The sequence below is a fragment of the Gordonia sp. 'Campus' genome, assembly GCF_022206305.1.
GTDB lineage: Bacteria > Actinomycetota > Actinomycetes > Mycobacteriales > Mycobacteriaceae > Gordonia.
On sequence record NZ_JAKOIW010000009.1, the window covers coordinates 1 to 24,943 of the forward strand.

Annotated in this window: 23 protein-coding genes and 1 pseudogene; 18 read left to right on the forward strand and 6 right to left on the reverse strand. The window is 68.6% G+C overall.

All coding sequences use genetic code 11. The annotated features are described in order from the left end of the window. Window positions 1–236: 236 nt before the first annotated feature. The gene (locus MAY35_RS11430) at window positions 237–713 is read left to right on the forward strand and encodes a DUF2599 domain-containing protein (RefSeq protein WP_374237947.1); all 477 of its coding nucleotides are present in this window, start codon (window positions 237–239) and stop codon (window positions 711–713) included. Between the two features lie 58 nt (window positions 714–771). On the opposite strand, the gene MAY35_RS11435 is transcribed toward MAY35_RS11430, so the two are convergent. Genes MAY35_RS11435 through MAY35_RS11445 form a run of 3 tightly spaced genes read right to left on the reverse strand, consistent with a single transcriptional unit; the run spans window position 772 to window position 3,454 of the window. Next, window positions 772–1,641 (reverse strand): metal ABC transporter permease, encoded by an 870-nt coding sequence (locus MAY35_RS11435; RefSeq protein WP_238421419.1) that lies wholly within the window; start codon window positions 1,639–1,641, stop codon window positions 772–774. After that, complete coding sequence (locus MAY35_RS11440; RefSeq protein ID WP_238421420.1) at window positions 1,638–2,462, reverse strand: metal ABC transporter ATP-binding protein; 825 nt, start codon at window positions 2,460–2,462, stop codon at window positions 1,638–1,640. Before MAY35_RS11440 ends, MAY35_RS11435 begins: the two co-directional genes overlap by 4 nt. A gap of 5 nt (window positions 2,463–2,467) precedes the next feature. Next, window positions 2,468–3,454, reverse strand: a complete 987-nt coding sequence (locus tag MAY35_RS11445; protein ID WP_238421421.1) for a metal ABC transporter solute-binding protein, Zn/Mn family — start codon at window positions 3,452–3,454, stop codon at window positions 2,468–2,470. A gap of 128 nt (window positions 3,455–3,582) precedes the next feature. On the opposite strand from MAY35_RS11445, the gene mshA reads away from it, so the two are divergent. The 3 genes from mshA to MAY35_RS11460 all read left to right on the forward strand — a co-directional run bounded on the left by mshA (window position 3,583) and on the right by MAY35_RS11460 (window position 7,334). Further along, complete coding sequence (gene mshA, locus MAY35_RS11450) at window positions 3,583–4,947, forward strand: D-inositol-3-phosphate glycosyltransferase (protein ID WP_238421422.1); 1,365 nt, start codon at window positions 3,583–3,585, stop codon at window positions 4,945–4,947. Window positions 4,948–5,000: 53 nt separating this feature from the next. After that, window positions 5,001–5,645, forward strand: a complete 645-nt coding sequence (locus MAY35_RS11455) for a YbjN domain-containing protein (RefSeq protein ID WP_238421423.1) — start codon at window positions 5,001–5,003, stop codon at window positions 5,643–5,645. A gap of 81 nt (window positions 5,646–5,726) precedes the next feature. After that, entirely contained in the window at window positions 5,727–7,334 is a 1,608-nt protein-coding gene (locus tag MAY35_RS11460) for an AMP-binding protein (protein WP_238421424.1), read from the forward strand. An 85-nt stretch (window positions 7,335–7,419) separates the two neighbouring features. On the opposite strand, the gene MAY35_RS11465 is transcribed toward MAY35_RS11460, so the two are convergent. Further along, window positions 7,420–8,868 (reverse strand): APC family permease, encoded by a 1,449-nt coding sequence (locus MAY35_RS11465; RefSeq protein ID WP_238421425.1) that lies wholly within the window; start codon window positions 8,866–8,868, stop codon window positions 7,420–7,422. A gap of 162 nt (window positions 8,869–9,030) precedes the next feature. On the opposite strand from MAY35_RS11465, the gene MAY35_RS11470 reads away from it, so the two are divergent. From MAY35_RS11470 to MAY35_RS11485, 4 genes are all read left to right on the forward strand, one after another. Next, window positions 9,031–9,777 carry a phosphoglyceromutase gene (locus MAY35_RS11470; RefSeq protein WP_238421426.1) on the forward strand — a complete coding sequence of 249 codons (747 nt, stop codon included), beginning with the start codon at window positions 9,031–9,033 and terminating at the stop codon, window positions 9,775–9,777. A gap of 83 nt (window positions 9,778–9,860) precedes the next feature. Further along, window positions 9,861–10,181 carry a GNAT family N-acetyltransferase gene (locus MAY35_RS11475; RefSeq protein ID WP_238421427.1) on the forward strand — a complete coding sequence of 107 codons (321 nt, stop codon included), beginning with the start codon at window positions 9,861–9,863 and terminating at the stop codon, window positions 10,179–10,181. Window positions 10,182–10,299: 118 nt separating this feature from the next. After that, window positions 10,300–11,703: a cell wall metabolism sensor histidine kinase WalK gene (locus MAY35_RS11480; protein ID WP_238421428.1), complete on the forward strand. Its 1,404-nt coding sequence runs from the start codon at window positions 10,300–10,302 to the stop codon at window positions 11,701–11,703. Continuing rightward, window positions 11,700–12,386 carry a response regulator transcription factor gene (locus MAY35_RS11485; RefSeq protein WP_238421429.1) on the forward strand — a complete coding sequence of 229 codons (687 nt, stop codon included), beginning with the start codon at window positions 11,700–11,702 and terminating at the stop codon, window positions 12,384–12,386. The genes MAY35_RS11480 and MAY35_RS11485 overlap by 4 nt, the downstream gene beginning before the upstream one ends. Window positions 12,387–12,414: 28 nt before the next feature. Here the strand turns inward: MAY35_RS11485 and MAY35_RS11490 are convergent, their stop codons facing one another. Continuing rightward, window positions 12,415–13,275, reverse strand: coding sequence for a hypothetical protein (locus MAY35_RS11490; protein ID WP_238421430.1), 861 nt, complete (start codon window positions 13,273–13,275; stop codon window positions 12,415–12,417). 54 nt (window positions 13,276–13,329) lie between these two features. Here MAY35_RS11490 and MAY35_RS11495 point away from each other — a divergent pair, with 54 nt between their 5' ends. The 10 genes and pseudogenes from MAY35_RS11495 to MAY35_RS11540 all read left to right on the forward strand — a co-directional run bounded on the left by MAY35_RS11495 (window position 13,330) and on the right by MAY35_RS11540 (window position 23,661). Then, the gene (locus MAY35_RS11495) at window positions 13,330–14,307 is read left to right on the forward strand and encodes a Ppx/GppA phosphatase family protein (RefSeq protein WP_238421431.1); all 978 of its coding nucleotides are present in this window, start codon (window positions 13,330–13,332) and stop codon (window positions 14,305–14,307) included. Window positions 14,308–14,439: 132 nt separating this feature from the next. Beyond that, complete coding sequence (locus tag MAY35_RS11500) at window positions 14,440–16,278, forward strand: hypothetical protein (RefSeq protein WP_238421432.1); 1,839 nt, start codon at window positions 14,440–14,442, stop codon at window positions 16,276–16,278. Next, window positions 16,275–17,207: a sugar phosphate isomerase/epimerase family protein gene (locus MAY35_RS11505; protein ID WP_374237945.1), complete on the forward strand. Its 933-nt coding sequence runs from the start codon at window positions 16,275–16,277 to the stop codon at window positions 17,205–17,207. The genes MAY35_RS11500 and MAY35_RS11505 overlap by 4 nt, the downstream gene beginning before the upstream one ends. Before the next feature lie 51 nt (window positions 17,208–17,258). Next, window positions 17,259–18,117: pseudogene (locus MAY35_RS11510) on the forward strand (thioesterase family protein). A gap of 7 nt (window positions 18,118–18,124) precedes the next feature. Then, entirely contained in the window at window positions 18,125–18,985 is an 861-nt protein-coding gene (gene proC / locus MAY35_RS11515; RefSeq protein ID WP_238421433.1) for a pyrroline-5-carboxylate reductase, read from the forward strand. A gap of 188 nt (window positions 18,986–19,173) precedes the next feature. Beyond that, window positions 19,174–19,407, forward strand: coding sequence for a helix-turn-helix domain-containing protein (locus MAY35_RS11520; RefSeq protein WP_238421434.1), 234 nt, complete (start codon window positions 19,174–19,176; stop codon window positions 19,405–19,407). A gap of 307 nt (window positions 19,408–19,714) precedes the next feature. Further along, the gene (locus MAY35_RS11525) at window positions 19,715–19,816 is read left to right on the forward strand and encodes a 30S ribosomal protein bS22 (protein WP_003402602.1); all 102 of its coding nucleotides are present in this window, start codon (window positions 19,715–19,717) and stop codon (window positions 19,814–19,816) included. A 143-nt stretch (window positions 19,817–19,959) separates the two neighbouring features. Continuing rightward, complete coding sequence (locus MAY35_RS11530; RefSeq protein WP_238421435.1) at window positions 19,960–21,012, forward strand: NAD-dependent epimerase/dehydratase family protein; 1,053 nt, start codon at window positions 19,960–19,962, stop codon at window positions 21,010–21,012. Window positions 21,013–21,255: 243 nt separating this feature from the next. Beyond that, window positions 21,256–22,434, forward strand: a complete 1,179-nt coding sequence (locus tag MAY35_RS11535; RefSeq protein WP_238421436.1) for a lysophospholipid acyltransferase family protein — start codon at window positions 21,256–21,258, stop codon at window positions 22,432–22,434. Window positions 22,435–22,497: 63 nt separating this feature from the next. Then, window positions 22,498–23,661 (forward strand): zinc-binding dehydrogenase, encoded by a 1,164-nt coding sequence (locus tag MAY35_RS11540; RefSeq protein ID WP_238421437.1) that lies wholly within the window; start codon window positions 22,498–22,500, stop codon window positions 23,659–23,661. Between the two features lie 61 nt (window positions 23,662–23,722). Here the strand turns inward: MAY35_RS11540 and MAY35_RS11545 are convergent, their stop codons facing one another. Then, the gene (locus MAY35_RS11545) at window positions 23,723–24,907 is read right to left on the reverse strand and encodes an HAD family phosphatase (protein ID WP_238421438.1); all 1,185 of its coding nucleotides are present in this window, start codon (window positions 24,905–24,907) and stop codon (window positions 23,723–23,725) included. Window positions 24,908–24,943 lie beyond the last annotated feature (36 nt).

Here is a 24,943-nt window from a genome sequence, read left to right on the forward strand (position 1 = left end):
GGGTCACACTGGTCGGGGTCACACGGGCGCACCGCGCGGGACCGTGGGTGGGCTGCAGTGCGACGAGGGATCCTCGTCGCAGCCGCCGTGGCGCTGTCGACACCGTTGTCCGCGTGCGGGCAGGAGACGCCGAACCTCCCGACGCCGACCGCGGCGTCGTCGATCTCGGGTCACACTGGTCGGGGTCACACGGGCGCACCGCGCGGGACCGTGGGTGGGCTGCAGTGCGACGAGGGATCCTCGTCGCAGCCGCCGTGGCGCTGTCGACACCGTTGTCCGCGTGCGGGCAGGAGACGCCGAACCTCCCGACGCCGACCGCGGCGTCGTCGATCTCGCCGGTCACCACCGCGCCCACCACCTCGCCGTATGTGCCGGAATCGTCGGCCCCGGCACCGATCGTCTACCGCCCGCCCTACATCGACCGGGTCGAATGGACCGACACCGCCGTCGGGCCGAGCCTGTCGGTGTTCCCCACGACCTCCGGCCGCTACACCACCGACCCCGGCGCGATGGCCGCCGCGTGGGCGGAGGTCCTCGACCTCGACGCCACCGCGGACACCCCCGGCATGCAGGCGCAGTTCGACTGTCACTGGCGCTTCGCCCGCATCATCGAACCCGAGAAGACCAGCTGGAACCTCGAACCCGGCCGCCCCGTCGTCACCGAGGAGGACATGGTCGGCGCCGGCTGCAACCCAGGCTTCGCCGAGGAGTGACCCGTCACCGCGTGCGGTGCACGCCGTGGTTTCAACGCGTGCGATGCCCGCCGTGGTTCTAGCGCGTGCGATGCACGCGGCGGTTCCCGAGGATGCGGCACACCACGTAGATCACGAACGAGATGATCGTGACGAACACCGACACCGGCAGCTTCGGGGCCAGTGACATCAGCAGACCGCCCACCGCGGCGACCTCGGCGAAGATCACCGAGAGGATCAGCGCCCGAGCCGGACTCGCGGTCACCCGCGCGGCGGCGGCACCCGGCGTGATCATCAACGACATCACGAGCAGCGCACCGATGATCTGCACGCCCTGCGCCGCGGCGAGCCCCATGATGATCGCGAAGACCACCGACAGTGTCCGGATGGGCACGCCCTGCGCCTGGGCCACCCGCGGGTCCGTCGACGCGAACAGCAGCGGCCGGTAGATCACCGCGAGCACCGCGACCACGACAGCCGTGGTGATCGCGATCGCCACCAGGCCGTTGATGCCGACGCTGACCACCTGACCGGTCAGCAGCGCGAACCCGGTGCCGATGCGTCCGTACAGCGCGAGGAACAGCACGCCGATCCCGAGACCGAACGCCATCACGACGCCGATCACCGAATCCCGTTCGCGCGCCCGGTTGCCGAGGAAACCGAACACCGCCGCGGCGATCACCGCCCCGATCACGCCGCCGAGATTGACGCTGAACCCGATGAGCAGCGCTGCGGCGGCACCCGTCACCGACAACTCGCTGGCACCGTGCACCGCGAACGACATCTGCCGCGCCACGATCAGCGGACCGAGCAGACCACCGAGCAGTCCGAGCAGCACCATCGCGAGCAGCGCCTGCTGCATGAAGTCGTACCCGAGCAGATCGACGGTCGTCGAGAAGTCCCAGAGGTCGCTGAACTGACGTTCGGCGGCCGACACCGTCGTGTTCACGCGAGTCCGCCCGGGAGTCCGGTCGCGGTGGTGCCCGGTGTCGCGTCGGCACAGTGGTGGGCGTCCTCGCCACCGATCACGACGAGACGGCCGTTGACCCGCAACACCTCGACGTCGCTGCCATAGAGCTCGCTGAGCGTCTCGGTGGTCATCACCTCGTGCGGCGCACCGATGCGGAACCGACCGTCGACGAGGTAGAGCACGCGGTCGACGTAGGGGAGGATCGGGTTGATCTCGTGGGTCACGAAGACGACCGCGGTCCCCGCCTCGCGTCGGCGACGGTCGATGAGCTCCACGACCACCTGCTGGTTGGTGGGGTCGAGACTGGCCAGGGGTTCGTCGCACAGCAGGAGGTCGGGGTCGCTCACGACGGCCTGCGCCACACGCAACCGTTGCTGCTCACCGCCGGACAGGACACCCAGCGGTGCGTCGGCGTAGGGAAGTGCGTCCACCGCGCCGAGCGCGCGGTCGACCAGCTCGCGACGGCGCGCCCGTCCGCGCAGGCCGATGCCCCAGCGGCCGCCGTCGACGCCGAAGCCGACGAGGTCGCGTCCACGGATGGCCATCGGATCTGCGTCGTCGTCGGCGTGTTGCTGCGGGATGTACCCGATCGCGTCGGTGGTGGCGACGGTCCCGCGGTCGAGTGCGTACTGGCGCAGAAGGACACGCAGGAACGAGGTCTTGCCCGATCCGTTGGGACCGAGCACCGCGACGAACTCGCCGGGTTCGATGGTCAGGTCGAGCCCGTCCCAGAGGACGCGGTCGCCGAAGCCGAGCCGCGCGCCCGCGAAGGCGACGACCGGTTCCGGTTCCGCGTGCACGGCGGTCACCTGGTTCCGGAGGCCAGCGCCGCGGTGAGGGCGTCGATCTGGCCGTTCTGCCACGCCACGTAGTCGGTGACGTCGTCGGGCAGGGTCTCGGTGAACTTCACGACCGGAACGCCCGCCGAACCGGCGACGTCGAGCATCGCCTGGGTGACGGGGTCCACCGCCTGGGTGTTGTAGATCAGCACCTTGGCGCGGCGGTCGGCGAGGATGTCCTGCAGCGCGGCCCGGTCGGCAGCCGCGGGTGACTGCCCTTCCTCCACGGCCTGGGTGAACCCGGCGGGCGCGATGTCGACGAGCCCGGCCTCGGTCAGCATGTATCCGGCGAGCGGTTCGGTCTGGGCGACCTCGGTGCCCGCGTGCTGCTGCCGGATGGTCGTGAGCTTGGCTCGCAGGCCGTCGATGCCCGTGGTGAACTTCTCGGCGTTGGCGCGGTAGGTCTCCGCGTTCCCCGGGTCCTGTTCGGCCAGCGCGTCGGCGACCTTGTCGGCCACCTGGGCGACGACCGGGAGGTCGTAGAAGACGTGCTCGTTCTGGTCGCCGTGCGCGTGATCGTGCGCCCCGTCGGAGTGGTCCCCGCCGGCGTGGTCCCCGTCGGAACCGTGCTCCTCGCCCTCCGCCTCGGCGGCGTGCTCGTCACCGCCGAGCAGGGCGAAGGCGTCGACGGCAGTGGCGTCGGAGTTCGCCGCGGCCTCCTCCATGTAGGAGTCGTAGTGCCCGCCGTTGAAGACGAGGATGTCGGCGTCGGCGATCGTGGCGGTGTCCGCGGCCGACGGTTCGAACTCGTGCGGGTCCCCGTCGGCGTTGTTGTACAGCGCTGTCACCTGGGCCTTGTCCCCGGCCACCGCTGCCGCCACCGAACCCCAGACGTTGGTGGACGCCACCACCGTGGGCGGGCCGTCGCTGCCGCCGGAGTCGCTCGAGCAGCCGGCCAGGACCAGCGCGGCAGTGGACAGAACGCCGGCCGCGGCCAGCAGTGATTTCCTCATCGAGCACCTTTACGCAAATGACAATCGTTACCGAAAGCAGTCTAGGGGATGGCTCGGACGGGCGTGCGGGGAGTGGTCCGCGGTGACGGTCTGCACCGGAATCCCGGGTGTTCTCTATGGTGGAGACCATGACCTCGAGCCCCCCGTCGTCGTCCAGGGTGCCGCGGCGTGTCGCACTGATCTCCGTGCACACCTCGCCGCTGGCGCAACCGGGCACCGGCGACGCGGGTGGGATGAACGTCTATGTCTGGCAGACGGCGCTCCGCCTGGCCCGACGCGGCGTCGAGGTCGAGATCTTCACCCGGGCGACCTCGTCGGCCGACGCCCCCTCGGTCGTCGCGGCCCCCGGGGTCACGGTCCGACACGTGGTCGCCGGTCCGTTCGAGGGGCTCGACAAACGCGACCTGCCCGCCCAGCTCTGCGCGTTCACCGCGGGCRTGCTGCGGGCGGAGGCCGCACAGGCGCCCGGTCACTACGACCTCATCCACTCGCACTACTGGCTCTCCGGTCAGGTCGGCTGGCTCGCGCGCGATCGGTGGGGCGTCCCGCTGGTGCACACCGCGCACACGCTCGCGGCCGTCAAGAACGCGGCCCTCGCCGAGGGGGACACCGCCGAACCCCAACTACGGGTGATCGGTGAGCAGCAGGTCGTCGGTGAGGCCGACCGGCTCATCGCGAACACGGAAACCGAAGCGGCCGAACTGCTCTCGATGTACGACGCCGATCCCGACCGGATCGACGTGGTGACCCCGGGCGCCGATCTCGACTGCTACACGCCGGGATCCGCCTCCGCCGCGCGGGCTGCGCTGAACCTCGACCCCGACGAGACGATCGTGACGTTCGTCGGCCGCATCCAGCCGCTCAAGGCCCCGGATCTTCTCGTCGCGGCCGTCGCGCCGCTCATCTCCGAGGCCGCCTCGACCGGACGCCGGTTACGTCTGCTCGTGGTCGGCGGGCCGTCGGGATCCGGGCTCCAACGACCGACCGCCCTGATGGATCAGGTGGCCGCCCTTGGGATCGCGGACTTCGTCACGTTCCTGCCGCCGCAGCCGGCTGACCGTCTCGCGCAGGTGTACCGGGCATCGGATGTGGTCGCGGTGCCCAGTCACTCGGAGAGTTTCGGTCTCGTCGCGATCGAGGCGCAGGCATGCGGGACGCCGGTCATCGCCGCCAATGTCGGCGGTCTCGGGGTCGCGGTCGACGACGGGCGGACAGGGGTCCTGGTCAACGGACACGCGGTCGGCGACTGGACCAATGCGCTGGAAAAGCTTCTCGCGCAACCTGATCGACTGGTCGAACTCGGTGCGAACGCGCGCCGGCACGCCGAACAGTTCTCGTGGGAGCACACCGTGGACCAGCTCCTCGCCGGTTACGGACGCGCGATGGCGTCGTTCGACGCCCGCCACGGTGCCGACCAGTCCGGTGCGGCTCCGGGTGCCTCGGCGCGTGTGCGTCGCCGCTGGCGACGCCGGCGCAGCCGCGTCACCGTCTGACCAGCGGACGTCGCGACGACGAGTATCCGAGTTTTTCCACAGAGAGGACACCCGTGAGCCGCACCGAGGTCATCGACCTGCTCGAGAAGACGTTGGATCGCAACGAGATCGACTACACGCGCAAGAGTGGTGGCGGTGCCGATGTCGACCACGTCGTCGTCGAGCTGCCCGGCGAACGCAAGCTCAAGACGACCGTGTTGCTGACCGCCAGCGAACATGGCGTGCGGGTGGAGGCGTTCGTGTGTCGGCGCCCCGACGAGAACCACGCCGGCGTCTTCAAATATCTGCTCAAGCGCAACCGTCGCCTCTACGGCGTGGCCTACACGATCGACAACACCGGAGACATCTACCTGATCGGCCGGATCTCGGCCGACGGGCTCACCGCCGACGAGGTCGATCGTGTCCTCGGGCAGGTGCTCGAAGCCGCCGACGGCGACTTCAACACCCTCCTCGAACTCGGCTTCCTCGCCTCCATCCAGCGCGAATGGGCGTGGCGGGTCTCGCGGGGCGAATCGCTGCGCAACCTGCTCGCCTTCGAGCACCTCATCGACAAGGAGTCGCTTCCCGAGGCGGGTGCGCCCCTCGAAGGTCGTTATGTGCCGGGCGAATCCGTCGTCGAGGAGGCACAGAGCGCGACCGAGGGCGAGTCGGAGGGCTCCGGCGAGGGTTCGTCGGTCGGCAAATCGGACGAATCGTAGACTCATCGAGAGAGGTCCACGTCACATCGTGTCAACAAGCGTTGATACGATGCGGGCGAGAAATTCCCCAATGGAGGTGTCATGAGCTTCAAGAGTCCGTTCCCTGACGTCGAGATCCCTGATGTGAGCGTGTTCGAGTTCCTGTTCGGTGCGGTGGCCGACGAGGATCTGGGACGCACCGCGCTGGTGGATCCGAAGTCGGGTGCGACGACGACGTATGCGCAGTTGATCTCGCAGATCGACGCGGCGGCGGGTGCGTTGGCGGCGCGGGGGATCGGTGTGGGTGATGTGGTGGGCATCTTGTCGCCCAACATTCCGGCGTTCGCGACGGTGTTCCATGGGATTCTGCGGGCCGGCGGTACCGCGACGACGATCAACGCGCTGTTCACCGGCCCCGAGATCGCCAAGCAGCTGCGTGATTCGGGCGCGAAGATGCTGGTGACGATCTCGCCGATGCTGGAGCAGGCCAAGGCCGCCGCCGAGGAGGTCGGGTTGGCGGATGCGGATCTGATCGTCCTCGACGGCGAGGGACAGGACGCCTCGGGGCATCCGAACGCCGCGGATCTGCTGGGTGCGGGGCTGTCCGCGCCGGAGGTGTCGTTCGATCCGTCGACGCATGTGGCGGTGCTGCCGTACTCATCGGGCACGACGGGTAATCCGAAGGGGGTGGCGCTCTCGCACCGCAACCTGGTCGCCAACGTCGCCCAGATCCGTCCGCTGCAGGGCATGGGCGCCGACGACGTGGTGATCGCGGTGTTGCCGTTCTTCCACATCTACGGCATGACGGTGTTGCTCAACGCCGCGCTCTACAACCGGGCGTCGCTGGTGATCATGCCACGCTTCGATCTGGTGGAGTTCCTGGAGAACATCCAGAACCACAAGGTGACGATGGCCTACATCGCGCCGCCGGTGGCGGTGGCGTTGGCCAAGCATCCGATCATCGACAACTACGACCTGTCGTCGCTGCACACGATGATGTCGGGGGCGGCGCCGCTGGATGACGAGCTGGGTCAGGCGGTGGCCAAGCGTCTGGATCTGCACATGCTGCAGGGTTATGGCATGAGTGAGTTGTCGCCGGTCAGCCACATCATTCCGGCCGACACCCCGGGTCTGCTCGGGCAGCAGGATCCGCCGTTGTCGTCGACGGGTTGGGCGGTGCCGAACTCGGAGAACAAGATCGTCGACCCGGCCTCGGGTGCGGAGATCGAGTTGCCGGCCGAGGGGTTGTCGGAGCCGGGTGAGTTGTGGGTGAAGGGCCCCAACGTGATGCTGGGGTATCTGAACAATGAGCAGGCCACGGCCGACACCATCGACGCCGACGGTTACCTGCACACCGGTGACATGGCCCAGGTCGACCCGACCGGCTGCGTGTACATCGTCGACCGGCTCAAGGAGCTGATCAAGTACAAGGGCTATCAGGTGCCGCCGGCCGAGCTCGAGGCGTTGTTGTTGACCAACGACAAGATCGCCGACGCGGCGGTCATCGGGGTCATCGAGGCGGAATCGGGTGAGGAGATCCCGAAGGCGTTCGTCGTGCGCCAGCCCGACACCGAGATCTCCGCCGAGGAGGTCATGGAGTTCGTGGCGTCGAAGGTCGCTCCGCACAAGAAGGTTCGTGCGGTCGAGTTCATCGAGACGATCCCCAAGTCCGCCTCCGGCAAGATCCTGCGCAAGGACCTGCGGAAGTAGTTCCGGCCCCTGAGGGCATCCACGACGCTGACACCCGTATGACGTCGGGTCCGGAAACCGGACCCGACGTCATACGGGTTTGTGGTCAGGGGATCTCGTGCGGCGGGATGTCGTCGTAGGCCGACGCGGCGGCCGCGCCGGTGCGCTTGTGCCACCAGTAGGTCAGTGCCCACAGGATGACGCCGAGCAGCAGCAGCCAGCCGGCGATGACGTACTGCTGCGGATCGCGGCCCGTGAACGGCAGCGTGAGGTACCCACACGTGACCGCGCCCAGGACCGCGATGGGGGTGTAGGTGCGGAAGTGCTTGTGCCCCACCTTGTCCTTGCGTAGAACCAGCACCGACACGTTCACCACCGTGAAGACGGCCAGCAGGAGCAGCGCCGTGGTGCCGCCGAGCAGGCCGACGATCGAACCCTTCGGGTCGGCGCTGACATATGCGAGCAGGCACAGGGCGATGACGGTGGTGAAGATGATCGCGGCGAACGGTGTCCGACGCCCCGGATGGACGTAACTGAGGAACTTCGGCAACACGCCCTGCTTGCTCATGCCGTACAGCAACCGGCTCGCCATCATCATGTTGATGAGCGCGGTGTTGGCGACGGCGAACATCGAGATCCAGGGCAGCAGATCCGACATCGGGAAGTCCGGTGCGGCGGTCTGCACGACGTCGACGAGCGGGGTCTCGCTCTCGGAGAGCACGCCGACCGGGACGATCGCCACCGCGCAGATCGCGATGAGGACGTACACGGCGGCGGTGATGCCGAGACCGCTGAGCATGACCTTCGGGAAGATCCGGACGGGGTCCTTGCACTCCTCGGCCATGTTGACCGAGTCCTCGAAGCCGACGAGGGCGAAGAAGGCCAGCGACGTCGCCGCGGTCACCGCGATGAAGACGTTCTTGTCGTCGGGACTCTCGAACGCCACCACCGCATCCCAGTGCTCGGCGTTGCCGCCGACGATGAACCAGTAGCCGATGAAGAGTACGAGCAGCAGACCGGTCAGCTCCACCAGCGTCAGCACCACGTTGGTGCCGACTCCCTCGGCGACACCGCGGAAGTTGATGAACATGACCAGGAGCAGGAAGCCGATGGCGATCGCGAACAGCGCCGGGCTGGTCGCGTCGGGGGAGTCACCGGTGAACGCGGTCAACATGTTCACCGCGAAAGCGCGCGACGCGGTGGTCGCCGAGGTGATACCCGAACACATCACCGTGAACAGCACGATGAACGTGATGAAGTGGATCCCGAAGGCCTTGTGCACGTACAGCGCTGCGCCCGCGGCCTGCGGGTACTTCGTCACCAGTTCCAGGTAGGAGAACGCGGTCAGTGTCGCGACGCTGAACGCGATGAGGAACGGCAGCCAGGCGGCGCCGCCGACCTCACCCGCGACCTGACCGGTGAGGGCGTACACCCCGGTGCCCAGGATGTCGCCGATGATGAACAGCAACAACAACTTCCAGCCCAGTACGCGTTTGAGCTCGGGCTGCTTCTCCGCATTCTGGCCGGCCTCGCCGGCGTCTGTACTGGCTGTCATGCGCTAACGCTAGACCCGCTCCGGCCCTGGTGCGCGCCGAATCGGTGGCTTCTTCACCATTTCGTCGGCACCGGCCGATCCGGTCCGCGGTGCCGACGAGCGGGCCGTTGATGGGGGGACGGTGAGATGAGGGCGCTCGGCGTCTGTGGAAAACTGTCCGCCATGAGCAACGGCACCCTGATCCTGATGCGTCACGGCGAGAGCGAATGGAATGCGTCCAACCAGTTCACCGGCTGGGTGGACGTGGCGCTGACCGAGAAGGGCAAGGCCGAGGCCGAGCGTGGCGGCGAACTGCTCGTCGAACACGACCTGCTGCCCGACGTCGTCTACACGTCGCTGTTGCGCCGGGCCATCACCACGGCCCACATCGCGCTCGACCGCGCGGACCGTCTGTGGATTCCGGTGGTCCGCGACTGGCGGCTCAACGAGCGTCATTACGGCGCGCTGCAGGGCCTCAACAAGGCGGAGACCAAGGAGAAGTTCGGCGACGAGCAGTTCATGCTGTGGCGCCGGAGCTACGACACCCCGCCGCCGGCGATCGAGCCCGACGCCGAGTACAGCCAGGTCGGCGACGCGCGCTACGCCGACCTGCCCGAGGTGCCGCTCACCGAGTGCCTCAAGGATGTCGTCGACCGCTTCATCCCGTACTACCTCGAGACCATCGTCGCCGACGTCAAGGCCGGCAAGACGGTGCTGCTGGCCGCCCACGGCAACTCGCTGCGCGCGCTCGTCAAGCATCTCGACGGGATCTCCGACGACGACATCGCCGGGCTGAACATCCCCACCGGCAACCCGCTGCGCTACGACCTCGACGACGACCTCAAGCCGCTGAACCCGGGGGGTACCTACCTGGACCCTGAGGCGGCGGCCGCCGGTGCCGCCGCGGTCGCCGCCCAGGGACAGAAGTAGTCGGGACGGTTCCGCCGCCGGAGCGTCCGAAAGAACACATTCGCCATGGCGTCAGTGGTGTGACGCGCGCTACATTAGACGGCATGGCGGATGTGGGCACCCTTCGGATCGAACATTCCCCTGCTCAGGAGCGGTACGAGGCGATCCTCGTCGGCGATCCGTCGGGCGAGGACGAGGTCGTCGGCTACCTCGATTACGTGTCCGAGCCCTACCAGGTCGTCATCACCCACACGGTCGTGCGCGAGCAGTTCAGCGGTCACGGTTACGCCGCCCAACTCGTCCGGGCCGTGCTCGAGGACATCCGGCAGGGCGGCAAGCAGGTCGTGCCGGTCTGCTCCTACGTCCAGCGTTTCATCGAACGCCACCCGGAGTTCGCCGACATGGCGGTCCCCGTCCCGCAGTGACGTGGTCGCGGACCCCCGTCCCGGGCCCCGCAGCGACTCCGGCCAACACCGCGTGAACAACGGCCGAACACCTCCGTCGGATGTGCGTTCGGAGTTGGTCGAGCCGTAAGCTGCCCATGTGACCGCCGCAATCTCAGCCGCGACGATCGCGTTCGTACTCGCGCTCTGCCTCGGTGTCGTTCTCGGTCGACTCAGCCGCGACCGTGACCGGTCCCGGCGATTCGCCTTCGCCGATTTCTTCGCGCGCGGTTCCGCCTCCGGCTCTCATTCGGACGCGGCGGCGCGGGAGGCGGCTCAGTCGATGGGACCCCGCGCGGTTCCCGCCTCCGCGGAGGTCCGCGACTCCGACATCCAGTCCACCACCGACGACGGCCGCATGACGAAGGCCGGCCTGCTCAGCATGGTCGTGCGCAACACCATGACCGCGATCGCGGTGGTCGACGAGTTCCGTGACGTCGTCCTCTACAACCAGCGCGCGGTCGAACTCGGTCTGGTGCGTGAGATGCTGCTCGCCGACCCGGTGTGGGAAGCGGTCAAGGAGGTCCTCGACAGCGGGGTCGAGCGGAACTTCGAGTTCAGTCCGCCGACGTCGAGCCTGGGGTTCGTCTCGACGGGTCGCACCCCCCGTCCCAGCGTCGAACATGTGCGGTGCCACGCGAAGATCGTCGCCCAGGGCGACGAACGCTACGTGGTCGCCTACGGGCTCGACGACACCGAGCACAAACGCGTCGAGGCGACGCGCCGCGACTTCGTCGCGAACGTCTCCCACGAATTGAAGACGCCCGTCGGAGCGATCGGCCTGCTCGCCGAGGCGCTGCTCGAGTCCGCCGACGACACCGACTCGGTCCAGCACTTCGGCCGTCGCGTGGTCGGCGAGACCAAGCGCATGGGCAACATGGTGAGCGAACTGCTCGCCCTCTCCCGGCTGCAGGGCGGCGACACCCCGGCGTTCACCTGCGTCGACGTCGACTCCCTGATCGACGATGCCCTCGCCGCGTCGACGCTCGCCGCCGAGGCTGCGGCCATCACGCTCCGTGCGGACGAGCCGATCGGTGTCACCATCCGCGGTGATCGTCCGCTGCTGCTGACGGCGTTGAACAACCTGATCGCCAACGCGATCTCGTACTCTCCGTCGGACACGATCGTCTCGGTCAGCCGCCGCGTCATCAAGATCGAGGGCCGTCCGATGGTCGCCATCGCGGTCACCGACCGCGGGATCGGCATCGAGCCGGCCGACCAGCAACGTGTCTTCGAGCGGTTCTTCCGCGTCGACAAGGCGCGATCGCGGATGACCGGCGGCACCGGCCTCGGCCTCGCGATCGTCAAACACGTGGCGGCCAATCACGGCGGCACCATCAACCTGTGGAGCAAGCCCGGCACCGGCTCCACGTTCACCCTGTGCATCCCCGAGGACCTCACCGACACGGGTTGGACCCCGGAGGCCGACTCCGCACCCGTGCTCGATGCACCTCAGGGCGACGAACCGACTCCTGGTCACTACAGCGAAGGAAACAAGAGTTGACCCACGTAATGATCGTCGAGGACGAGGAATCGCTGGCCGACCCGCTCGCATTCCTGTTGCGGAAGGAAGGATTCGAGGCGAGCGTCATCACCGATGGCGCGCAGGCTCTCTCGACCTTCGACCGCGTCAGCCCCGACATCGTCCTCCTGGACCTCATGCTCCCCGGGATGTCCGGCACCGAGATCTGCAAGGCCCTGCGGACGCGCTCCAACGTCCCGGTGATCATGGTGACCGCCCGCGACAGCGAGATCGACAAGGTCGTAGGCCTCGAACTCGGCGCCGATGACTATGTGACGAAACCGTATTCGGCGCGCGAGCTGATCGCGCGCATCCGCGCGGTGCTCCGGCGCGGCGGCGAGATGCCCGACGACGGTCTCGATATCGGTGTGCTCGAGGCCGGACCGGTCCGGATGGACGTCGAGCGACACACCGTGTCGGTGAACGGAGCGTCGATCACGTTGCCGCTCAAGGAGTTCGACCTGCTCGAATATCTCCTGCGCAATTCCGGACGCGTGCTGACCCGCGGTCAGCTGATCGATCGGGTGTGGGGCGTCGACTACGTCGGCGACACCAAGACACTCGACGTGCACGTCAAGCGTCTGCGTTCCAAGATCGAGCCCGACCCGGCGAATCCCAAGCACCTCATCACCGTTCGCGGCCTGGGTTACAAACTCGAGGCCTGACCCGGGGGGTCGCTGCCGGCCGCGGTGCCTACTCCGGCGGCTGCAGTTCGTACTTGACGTCGGTCTCCCGGCGCGCGGTCGCGGCCTGGGTCGCGGGGTGAACGGCGATGAGTCCCAGTCCGTTCCGGCGTCGGCACGCAGCGGCGAGGGCCTCGTAGGCCGGTTCGCCGAGCAGCGCGGTCAGTTCGGGAGCGTACGACTCCCACACCTGCTTGGCGCCGATGTGGACGTCGGGTGAGCCCGAGCAGTACCACTTGAGGTCGTGGCCGCCCTCGCCCCAGCCGCGCCGGTCGAACTCGGTGATCGTCGTCTGCAGCACCTGGGTGCCGTCGGGCCGTTCCACCCAGTCCTGCTCGCGGCGGATCGGGAGTTGCCAGCACACATCGGGTTTGACGGTGAGCGGCTCTAGCCCTTTGCGCAGCGCCATCGAGTGCAGGGCGCAGCCGACCCCGCCCGCGAATCCGGGGCGGTTCAGAAAGATGCACGCCCCCTTGTGAAGTCGTGTCTTGAGGGCCGGCTCGTCGTCGAGGTCGCCCTCCTCGAGGTAGCCCTTGGGTCCGAGCGGATCCTTGCCCGAACCCTTTTTGAAGTACTGCCAGTCGTCCGGCGTCAGCATCGCGACGCCGCGGGCGAGGGTCTCGCGATCGTCGTCGTCGGACAGGTACGCGCCGTGGCTGCAGCATCCATCGGTCTCGCGGCCCGGCAGGATGCCCTGGCACGCAGGGGTGCCGAAGACGCACGTCCAATGCGAGAGCAGCCACGTGAGGTCGGCTCGGATGACATGTTCCGGATCGGCCGGATCGGCGAATTCGTACCATTCGCGAGGAAAGTCGAGTTCGACCTCGGGGGCGGGCTTGATCCGGGGCGCGGACGGCGAGATGGCGGTCACCTGTACACGGTAGCCGGGATAGGCGACGGTGGAGGGCTGCACTACCGTTGACCCGTGCGCTTAGGAGTCCTCGACGTGGGCAGCAACACAGTCCACCTCCTGGTGGTCGACGCCCACCGCGGCGGTCACCCCACCCCCATGAGTTCGACGAAGGCCGTCCTGCGCCTCGCCGAACAGATCGACACCGACGGCCGGATGAACGACCGGGCCGTCGCCAAGCTGATCGATTCGATCGACGAGTTCACCCACATCGCCCGCACCTCCGGGTGTGAACAGATGATGGCGTTCGCGACGTCGGCAGTGCGTGACGCGACGAATTCCGACGACATGCTCGACGAGATCGAACGGCAGACCGGTGTCCGGGTGCTCGTCCTCTCCGGCCGCGACGAGGCGAGGCTGACGTCCCTGGCCGTCCGGCGCTGGCGCGGGTGGAGTGCCGGGCGCATCCTCGCCCTCGACATCGGCGGCGGCTCGCTGGAGATGTCCAACGGCGTCGACGAGGAACCCGACGTCGCGTTGTCGTTGCCGCTCGGTGCCGGACGTCTCACGCGCGAGTGGCTGCCCGACGACCCGCCCGACCGCCGCCGCGTGGGAGTCCTGCGTGACTGGCTCGACGCGGAACTCCGCGCGCCGGCGAACCAGTTGCTGGCGCCCGGTGCGCCGGACCTCTGCGTCGGGACGTCGAAGACATTCCGCAGCCTGGCCCGGCTGACCGGTGCGGCCCCGTCGAGTGCGGGACCCCGGGTTCGGCGGGAACTGACCACGAGCGGGCTGCGGCAACTCATCTCCTTCATCTCCCGGATGACCAAGGCCGACCGCGCCGAACTCGAGGGTGTCAGCTCCGATCGCGCTGGTCAGCTCGTTGCGGGAGCGCTGGTGGCGGAGGCGGCGATGCGAGCGCTGCGAGTCGATACACTGGAAATCTGTCCGTGGGCCCTTCGTGAAGGGGTCATCCTGCGCCGGCTCGATGCCGAGCAGGCCGACTCGCTGGAGCCCGCACAGACGCAAGGCGTTCACGAGGGCGTCGGCTGAGCCGTGACCTGTGCGCCGCAGCTGCGATGCGGGGTAGGGGTCCAGGTGAGGCGGCCCGGCGTGATCGTCGGAAAGACAAGCGGATGCGCCTGACCCGGCATCCGATGACGTTCGAGGACGGAGAGCCACTTCATGTCGAAGGATTCGGAACCCGAATCTCGACCGATCTCGGTATCGGAACTGCTCGCACGGTCGCAGGGCTCGGAGTCGAGCTCTTCGTCGCGATCCCGTGACGGTCGAGGCCGCCGGCGCGCCGGCCGGGACGGATCCTTCTCGGTCTCCGAGCTGACCGGCGAGATCCCCAAGGTCGCCGACGCGGACCCCGGTCGGGACGAGCAGCCGAGCCCGGCCCGGCCCGGCCAGAGCGAGGCTGCCCCGAGCGAGCCCGCCCAGAACCAGCCGGTCCAGACCCAGCCGGTCCAGACCCCGAAGGCGGAGAACCCCTCGGCCTCGCAGGCGGACGCTCGGTCGCGGGGCACCGGCGACGGGCAAAAGGCAACCGACCGGCCGGCGGGTGAGAGTGCACGCGCTCAGACGCGCCCGGCGCCGGACGCGCCCGCATCGCCGACCGACGCTGGTGCCTCGTTCCCGCGGTCGGCCAACCCGGTCGCGCGCCGCCCCGAGGCCGACCAGCCCGTCGTCGACCGGCCCCGCCCGGATCAGTACGCCACCCGGCCGGGCAACCGCACGGCCAGCGGTATGCCCGCCTATGGACAGGCCCCGCCGCTGGCGACGCGGGACTTCAGCTCGGACGCCGTGGCCAGGCGCATGGGTCAGAACCCGCCCCGCGATGCCGCACCCGTCGATCGGGAATCGGCGAATGCGGTCACCGGCATCATCCCGGTTGTCGGGGAGACGGGCGGGGACCTGTCGGTCGTCGAGTCCGACGACGTCGTGACCTACGACCTCGCCGAGGTCGATCCGCACACCGACGGTCCGCGCGAGCGTCGGGACTCGGGATTCTCCGAGGTGATGGACTTCGACGCATACCGCAACTTCGCCGACGTGGAGGGCGACGACCGTCGGTCGGCCCGGGGCGGCGCGCGGAGCGGTCGGGACACCGGCGACAAGGACTCGGGCAAGGGGATCGCCGGGTTCGCGCGGAAGCTGTTCGGGAGCAAGGGCAAGGACAAGGGTCGGGGGACCGCGGTCGACGAGTCGTCGGCCCCGGACGGCCGCACCGATCCCGGTGAGTCACACACCGACTGGGCCGCCACCGCGGCGGCGGCCGCGACCGCGGGCGGCACCACCGCGGCACTGGCGTCGTCGCAGACCGACGAGCACCGCACGGACGATCGTTTCGCGGACGACCACCCCGCGGACGACCACCCCGCCGACGACCACCCCGCCGACGACCACCCCACGGGGATCATCGCGCCCGTGGCCGGTCCCGCCGACGGGCGCCCCGCGCACGACCACCCCGCCGACGACCACCCGTCGACCGCCGACGCCACCGATCGCGCCGACGAGGACCCGGTCGATCTGGTCAAGCACGACGATGCCGAGGACTCGCCCGATGCGGCCTCGGTCCAGGACACCACCGACCTCGACGAGACCGTCGATCACGGACCCGAGGTGCCCGGCCACGAAGGGTCGGTCTGGACCGATCGGGAGACAGCCGACCGGAACGAGGTCGACCGGGGCCCGATCGACCAGGAGGCCGACCGCAGCGCGGACGATCAGGACGGGGCAGGGCGCGACGAGGACACACGCTCGCCGGCTCTCGCATGGCTGCTGATCTTCGGTCAGGCCGTGGCCGGCCTGGCCGTCGGCGTCGGTCTCTTCTGGGGCTTCACCGAGCTCTGGCGGTGGAACCCGTACTTCGCCCTGGTGCTGGCGGTCGTCGTCATCTTCGGGATCGTCACGCTCTCGCATGTGGTGCGACGCACCAAGGATCTCCCGACGACGCTCCTCGCCCTCGGGGTCGGTCTGCTGGTCACCATCGGACCACTGGTGTTGTTGGCCGCGTGAGCCTGTCGACACCGGACGACGCCGACAAGTCCTTGTCGGACGACGCGCGTCCGCACGCGGAGATCCCCATCGGGCTGTCCACCGCATCGGTCTACCCGCAGAACACCGAGGCCGCGTTCGCCTACGCGGCCGAGCTCGGCTTCGACGGCGTCGAGCTCATGGTGTGGGGCGATTCGCTCAGCCAGGACATCCGGCACGTCGAATACCTGTCCGAGCACTACCAGGTACCGGTGCTCTCGATCCACGCACCATGCCTGCTCATCACGCAACGGGTGTGGGGACGCGACCCGATCGTGAAACTGGCCCGCGCCGTGGAGGCCGCCGAGGACCTCGGTGCTCCGACCGTCGTCGTCCACCCGCCGTTCCGGTGGCAGCGCGGGTATGTCTCGGCCTTCGACGACCTCGTCGCCCAGCTCGAAGCGGACAGCGGCGTGGCGATCGCGGTGGAGAACATGTTCCCGATGCGCGCGGACAGGTTGTTCGGCGCCCGTGAGCCCTCGGTCCGTCGTCAGGAGAAGCGCGGGGGTGGCCCGGGATTGGCCGCGTCGGCCTTCGGCAAGTCCATCGACCCGACCGACGACGGCTACGCGCACTACACCCTCGACCTGTCGCACACCGCGACCGCGGGCGTCGATGCCATCGCGCTGCTCGATCGCATGGGCTCGCACCTCAACCACCTGCATCTCGCGGACGGCAACGGTGCATCCACCGATGAGCACCTCCTACCCGGCGACGGGAGGCAGCCCTGCGCAGAGGTGTGCCGACGACTCGCGGCCAGCGACTTCGGGGGCGCGGTCGTGCTGGAGGTGTCCACCGGCAGCGCGCGCACCAAACCCGAGCGCAGCGCCCTGCTCGCCCGTTCGCTAGATTTTGCGCGGCGGCATCTGAAACGCGAGCCGCTCGCCGAACCCGTCGGCCAGATCGACTGAACCACGGCCGATGAGGCGGTTCGGTGATCGGGCAGAACGAAGGCGGAGACTGTGACCAGCAAGATCACCGAAGTGCAAGAACTCACCGAGGTGGCGCGTCGGGGATCGGACTCGATCACCCTGCGCGCGCACATCGACTCGACGTTCACGATCGGCCCGAAGGTCCACGGTGGCAGCCTGCAGATGGTCGTCGCGAAGGCGGCCCGGACCGCACTCACCGCCCTGACGGCGCCCGAGGACAAGCATGCCGAGGCCGCTGCGGCGATGATCCCGGTCGCGATCTCGAGCGATTACCTGACCTCTCCCGATGCCGCGGACATCGACCTGGAGATCACGGTGCGCAAGCGCGGCCGGACCGTCACGGTGCTGTCGGTCGACGCCGTGCAGCTCGGTCGCACGGTCGTGGCGTCGTCGGTCACCATGGCCCGTCCCGACAGCGGGACGCCGCACCATTCCGGTCCCACGGTGCTCGACGGGGTGCCGGTCGAACCGCCGGCGACGGGCATCCCGCTCGACGGGTCGCCGATCGCCGAGGTCAACCACCTCGGGGCCGCGATCGACCTCGTCCTCGATTCGGAGACGTTCCCCATCGCGCGGGGGGAGACCGGGGAACCTCTCGTCCGCGGCTGGATTCGGCCGAAGGGCGTCGAACCCGACGAGTACTTCTCGGTGCTCGTCTGCGACATCTCAACCACCGGTGGTGATGAACCTCGCTCTGTTCGGGTGGGCCCCGACAGTCCAATTGACCACCTACGTCCGTCGCCACCCGGCGCCCGGCTGGTTGCGGTTCGCGGCGACCAGCTCGGAGGTCGGCCCCGGCATGTTCGAGGAGGACCACCTCGTGGTGGACTCGACCGGAACAGTTGTCGCACAGTCCCGGCAGCTGGCTCTGATCCCTTCAGGAAGGTAGACATCTCGTGACCGAACGCATCGCCATCATCGGCGGAGGCAAGATCGGTGAGGCGCTGCTCGCCGGTCTGATCGGTGCAGGCACCCCGACCAAGGACCTCGTCGTCGCCGAGCGGGTGGAGAGCCGCGCCGCCGAGATCGCCGACGAGTACGGGGTGTTGGTCACCGACGTCAAGACGGCGGCCGAGTCGGCGCAGTACGTGTTCCTCGCGATCAAGCCCGACGACGTCGACGCGATCCTGCGCACCCTGGCGTCGGCCGAGGACAACGCGGAGTCCGAGCGGGTCACCGTGACCCTTGTCGCCGGGATTCCGCTGTCGCGCTACGAGAGCGCCCTGCAGGCCGGCTCCCCGGTGATCCGTGTCATGCCCAACACCCCGATGCTCGTCAACGAGGCCATGTCGGCGGTGTCGGCGGGGCGCTACGTCGGCGACGAGCAGCTGCAGGCCGTGGTGAAGATCCTGCAGACCGTGGGCCGGGTCGCGGTGGTGCCGGAGAAGCAGATGGATGCGGTCACCGCCGTCTCGGGCTCGGGACCGGCCTACGTGTTCCTGTTGGCCGAGGCCATGATCGATGCCGGCGTCGGGCTCGGACTGACGCGTCCGCAGGCGTCGGAGATGGCGGTGCAGACCATCCGCGGCGCGGGCATCCTGCTCAGCGACTCGGGCCTGTCACCGGTCGATCTCCGCGCCGCCGTGACCTCGCCGGGCGGTACGACCGCCGAGGCGATCCGTGAGTTCGAGGCGAACGGCCTCCGCCACGCCGTCTATCAGGCGACACGCGCCTGTGCGGCGGCCAGCGCACGCGGCGGACGTCGAGTGGAAGTCGAGGGTTTGGCACAGGGACACGCCGTCACAGACACCCCATGAATTGTGGTCGAACGGCCGACAAACCCCAGCATGTTGGGGTCAAGTCACAGGAATCTCAGAAATACCGGTCTCTCACGTCGCTTTTTTCACATCTGCCACGCTAAGCTCCTTTAAGCACGTGCGTGTCTGATGTCCGCAGGAGGGGAAGCCTGCGGCCGCGACGCGTGCACCGGAGGTATGAGTGATTCATGGCACCTGCAGACACTCCTGGTGACAGGACGGGCGCAGTGGGCAATGCGGCTTCGGCTTCGCAGTTCCTCACCGTCGCCGAGGTTGCATCGTTGATGCGCGTTTCGAAGATGACCGTCTACCGTCTGGTCCACAACGGCGAACTGCCCGCCGTTCGGGTCGGGCGCTCGTTCCGTGTGCACGCGAAAGCGGTTCACGACTATCTCGAGACGTCGTACTTCGACGCCGGCTGACCAGCGGCTCGGCGTTCGTCTCGAACAGCTTTTCGACGAGGACCTCCGTGACCGGCTCCGTGCCGGCCGCGGAGGTTCTCTGCGTGATGGGGGTTCCGGCGCCCCTCCCGCGCGCCCGCGTTCAGCGGTTTGTCACCCGCGATTTCCTGATCCGACACACCGCCCGGTAGGCTCGGTGGTCGCGTACCTGGATGCGTCGGGGAGCACTCCGTGACATGCGGCGCTCGCGTCGCTCCCGGAGCCGTCCGGCCCAGTGCAGACCAGGGTCGATCAAGTTCATCAGTGTCAATCGTGAGGAAGCGCCCCGATGGGTTCAGTGATCAAGAAGCGCCGCAAGCGCATGTCGAAGAAGAAGCACCGCAAGCTGCTGCGTAGGACCCGGGTGCAGCGCCGCAAACTCGGCAAATAAGCCCACTCCGTTTGGCATCGAGAGGACCCGCCCACCGGCGGGTCCTTTTGCTGTCCGCCCGCCGTCGGCGGACCCGGCCCGGAGACAGGCCGCCGGTACCGCCTCGACGGGCCGAATCCGGCCGGTGCCGATAGCCTCGGAGCATGGCCGAATCCACCCCAGCCCCGCCGCGGGTCGTCCTGGTGACCGGGGCGTCGACGTTCCTCGGTGGTTACCTGGTGGCGCGCCTCGCCGCGAACCCCGCCATCGAGCGGGTTCTGGCCGTCGACTCGCGGGTTCCGCGCAAGGATCTGCTGCGTCGGATGGGGCGGGCCGAGTTCTTGCGGATCGACATCCGTCGCCCGACCATCGCGAAGGCGCTGTCGACCTACGAGGTGGACACCGTCGTCCACGCCGCGACGTCGATCGCCGACACGGCCCCGCACTCCGCGGCCATCAAGGAGTTCAACGTCGTCGGCGCGATGCAGGTGTGTGCGGCCTGCCAGCGCACCCCGTCGGTGAAGCGTCTGGTGTTGCGGTCGACGGCCATGGTCTACGGGGCGAGCGGTCACGACCCGTCACACTTCGCCGAGGAGACCCGGGCACGCCGGGAACCCACGCGCGGATACGGTCGGGATCTACTGGACGTCGAGGGTTATGTGCGGGGTCTGGGCCGTCGGCGCCAGGACATCGACATCACGATCGTGCGTCCGCAGGCGATGCTCGGCCCCCGCATCAACACCCGGATGAGTTCGTACCTGTCGCTGCCGGTGGTGCCGACGGTCATCGGGTTCCAGCCCCGCCTGCAGTTCCTCCACGAGGAAGACGCCCTGGCGGCCATGGAGCACGCGACCCTCGCCGGAAAGCCGGGAACGTTCAACATCGCCGGTGAGGGAGTGGTGACACTGACTCAGGCGATCCGGCGCGTCGGGCACATCGAATTGCCTGTTCCCAGCAGTTTGCTGGCTCCCGTCGCCGGTGTCTTCCAGGACCTCCGGTCGGCGAAGCTGCGGTCGTCGCAGACGGAGTTCCTGACCTACGGTCGGGTGCTCGACACCACGCGGATGCGCACCGAGCTGGGTTTCGTCCCGCGGTACTCGACCCTCGAGACGCTCGACGACTTCGTCGAGCGCAGTGGGGTGTCGCCGGTCATCGGGGCCGGTTCGTGGAAATCGCTCGAGCAGCGGCTGGTCGCCGCGGCGCATCAACTGCAGTGAAATTCCGGGTCACGATGGTGGTGATGTCGCGGTGGGCATGCGCAACGTGACTGCAACCACTAGACTTGGACGCCAGACCCACACCACGCCCGGCCCGGCGACAACGGTTCGGAGGCGAGATCCGGCGGACGCCCGGATTCGACGCCCCGGGCCGATCTTCCCGCCGGCGTCTCGTGGCATCGACATCAACGCAGACCCGCGGCCGAATCGGTTCGGGTCTCGAACCGAGGACACGGACTAGGGGTGAGCACCTTGGCAGGTGGCGGAGCGAGCGACGCACGTACCGCGAAAGTCATTCAGCTCTACACGGCGCCGTCGGGTCCCGGTGGTGTCGGTGACTCCCGCGAGTCCGGGCGCCGTCGCCACCCGAGCCAGCAGCCCGGCGGTCGGCCGAGAGCGTCTGTGGCGCAACGACAATCGTCGAACCACCTCGGCCACCCGAACACCGATGGTTTCGGGCGCGAACCCGCCCGGGTGACGCCGATCAGTGACGAGATCAGCCTGCCCGAGGAGGCGCTCGGCCCCGAGCATCGCGGCCCGTCGAAGTCGAGCCCGCTGTTCAGCCTGGGTGGCCTGCGAGGTGCGGTCGCCGACACGCTCACCTCGACCGCCGGGTTCATCCGCGAACGGATGGCCGGGGAGTACGAGGTCGACGAGTTCGGTTTCGACCCGCATTTCACCGAGTCCGTCTGGTATCCCGCGCTGCGCCAGGTCTACGAGAAGTGGTTCCGCGTCGAGGTCACCGGTATCGAGAACCTGCCGCTCGACGGCGGCGCACTGCTCGTCGCCAACCACGCCGGCACCATCCCCGTCGACGCGGTCATCACCTCGCTGGCGGTCCACGACAACCACCCCGACGGTCGGTACCTCCGCGTCCTGGCCGCGGACATGGCCTTCGACACCCCGGGCATCAGCGAGGTCGCACGTCGCATCGGCGCGACCCTGGCCTGCACCAACGACGCCGACCGGCTGCTGCGGGCCGGTGAGCTGACGGCGGTGTGGCCCGAGGGCTTCAAGGGGATCGGCAAGCTCTACAAGGACCGCTACAAGCTCCAGCGCTTCGGTCGCGGCGGCTTCGTCACCACCGCGCTGCGCAACGCGGCGCCGATCATCCCGGTCTCGATCGTCGGTTCCGAGGAGATCTACCCGATGCTCGCCGACCTCAAGCCGCTGGCGAAGGTCCTGGGCCTGCCGTACTTCCCGGTCACACCGTTGTTCCCGTGGCTCGGACCGCTCGGGCTGGTGCCGCTGCCGTCGAAGTGGCACATCCACTTCGGCCGCCCCATCGAGACGGGCTCCTACGACGAGTCGTCGGCCGACGATCCGATGGTGGTCTTCGATCTCACCGACCACGTCCGCGAGGAGATCCAGCAGACCCTGTTCCGGATGTTGAGCCGACGCGGCAGCGTCTATTTCGGCTGACACGCCGCGACGCCTGAGCGTGTTCGACGCCGCGGCAGCCCGCCGACTGCTACGCATGGAGCCATGCGTGCAGTCGTGTGCCGAAACGGCGAACTGACGGTCCAGGAGATCCCCACCCCGGAACCGGGAAGGGGGCAGGTGCTGCTCCGGGTCCTCCGCTCGGGGATCTGCGGATCCGATCTCCATGCCCGCGTGCACGGCGATGCCACGGCGGAGGTGTCCGCCGAGGTCGGTTATGACGCCTTCATGCGTTCGGAGCAGTCGGTGGTCATGGGGCACGAGTTCGCCGGCGAGGTGGTCTCCTACGGGCCCGGATGCCGCAAACGGTGGGCGCCGGGGACACCGGTCGTCGCGCTGCCGATGATCCGACACGGGGACGAGGCGCATCTGACCGGACTGTCGGAGTCGGCGCCCGGGGCGTATGCCCAGTTCGTGCTCGCCGCCGAGGACATGACGTTTGAGATCCCCGACGGTCTGTCGCCCGAGCATGCCGCCCTCACCGAACCGATGGCCGTCGCCCATCACGCGGTCCGACGCGGTGAGGTCGGCCGTCGGGATGTGGCGGTCGTGATCGGCTGCGGCCCGATCGGGCTCGCGATCATCACCATGCTGAAGGCCGATGGCGTGCGGACGGTCATCGCCAGCGACCCGTCACCGGGCCGGCGGGTGCTGGCACACCGGGTGGGCGCCGACATCGTCGTCGATCCAGCGGTGACCTCGCCGTTCGATCGGTGCGCCGAGGCCGGCAAGTACGTGACGCAGGCGCAGGAGCTGCTCGGCGCCGCCTTCGACGCGATGCGCACCCTGCGTCGAATCCCGTTGGCGCCCTGGCAATCTCTGTTCCGGATGGCCGACCGGTTGGGGGCGACCCCGAAGGGTCCGGTGATCTTCGAATGCGTGGGGACCCCGGGCATGATCGAACACATCGTGTCCGAGGCGCCGTTCCGGTCGCGCATCGTCGTGGTCGGCGTCTGCATGGAACCCGACACCTTCCGCCCCGCGATGGCGCTGAACAAGGAACACGAGTTGCGGTTCGTGTTCGTCTACGATCCGGCCGAGTTCCACGAGACCCTGCAGATGATCGCCGACGGGACGGTCGACGTCGGACCGATGATCACCGCAACGGTCGGCCTCGACGGCGTGGCGGCGGCCTTCGACGCACTCGGTATCGCCCAGCACCACGCCAAGGTCCTCATCGATCCGATGAGCGAGGTCGACTCGCTGTAGGCGACCGCAATCTCGTAGCAGCAATGCGCGTCATGGCCGCATTGCTGCTACGAAATCCGGGCTAGCGTTGACGGAAATACCGGGCGGCGGCTGCGGCGCCGCCGCCCGCGGCGCCGAGCACGATCGCGGTTCCCGCACCGTACTTCGCGGCCTTGCGGGCTGTGCGGAAGTCGTACATCTCCCAGCCGCGGACCTTCGCGACGTCGCGGAGGTCGGTGTCGGGGTTGATGGCCACCGCTCGGCCCACCAGCGACAGCATCGGTACGTCGTTGTGCGAATCCGAGTACGCCGTACAGCGTTTGAGGTTGAGACCCTCCCGGATGGCCAGTGCGCGCACCGCATGCGCCTTGCCGGGGCCGTGCAGGATGTCGCCGACGAGCCGTCCGGTGAAGACCCCGTCGACGCTCTCGGCGACCGTCCCCAGGGCGCCGGTCAGGCCGAGCCGGTCGGCGATGGTCTGGGCGAGTTCGACCGGTGTGGCCGTCACCAACCACACCTGTTGCCCGGCGTCGAGGTGTCGCTGGGCGAGTGCGCGGGTGCCGGGCCAGATCTTGTCGGCGATGTAGTCGTCGAAGATCTCCTCGCCGAGTTCGACGAGTTCGGACGTCTGCCGTCCCGCGATGAAGGACAACGCCTTCTCGCGGCCCTCGGCGACGTCGCGGGCGTTCTCCTTGCCGGTGATGCGGAACTTCGCCTGGGTCCAGGCGAAATCCATGATGTCGCTGTAGGAGAAGTACTTGTGCGCGGCGAGACCCCGCGCGAAGTGCACGATCGACGCGCCCTGGACGAGGGTGTTGTCGACGTCGAAGAAGGCCGCTGCGGTGAGGTCGCGGCGCGGCTCGCCGGGGATCTCGGAGGTCTCCCGAGAGCGCAGCGAGTCGACGGCCGCCTTCGCGCTGGCCTCGCCGGCGAGGGTCTGCCGCAGCTCGTTCGCCGTCTGCCGGAATCGTCCGGTCGCGGCGTTGGCGCGCTGCGAGATCCAGGTGGTGACGCGGTTGGTCTCGTCGTCGGCGAGTGCGTGGAGTTCGGCGTCCTCGTCGAAGTCGTCGGAGAACTCGACATCGGCGGCGTGGGTCTCCCAGTCGTCTCCCGCGAGCGCGTCACCGGAGTCGGGGGCTTCGCCCGCGGCGTCCGGATGGGGGTTCGGGGGCAGGGAGGTGGCGTCGTGGGGCGTGTGCGCGTCGGGCGTGTCGCTGTTGGGCGTGTTGTCGGTCTGTCGGTCTTCCGGGCCCGGGATGTCGCCCACTGCCCACCTCCCACGCGGTTGCGCCAGCACTGCCTG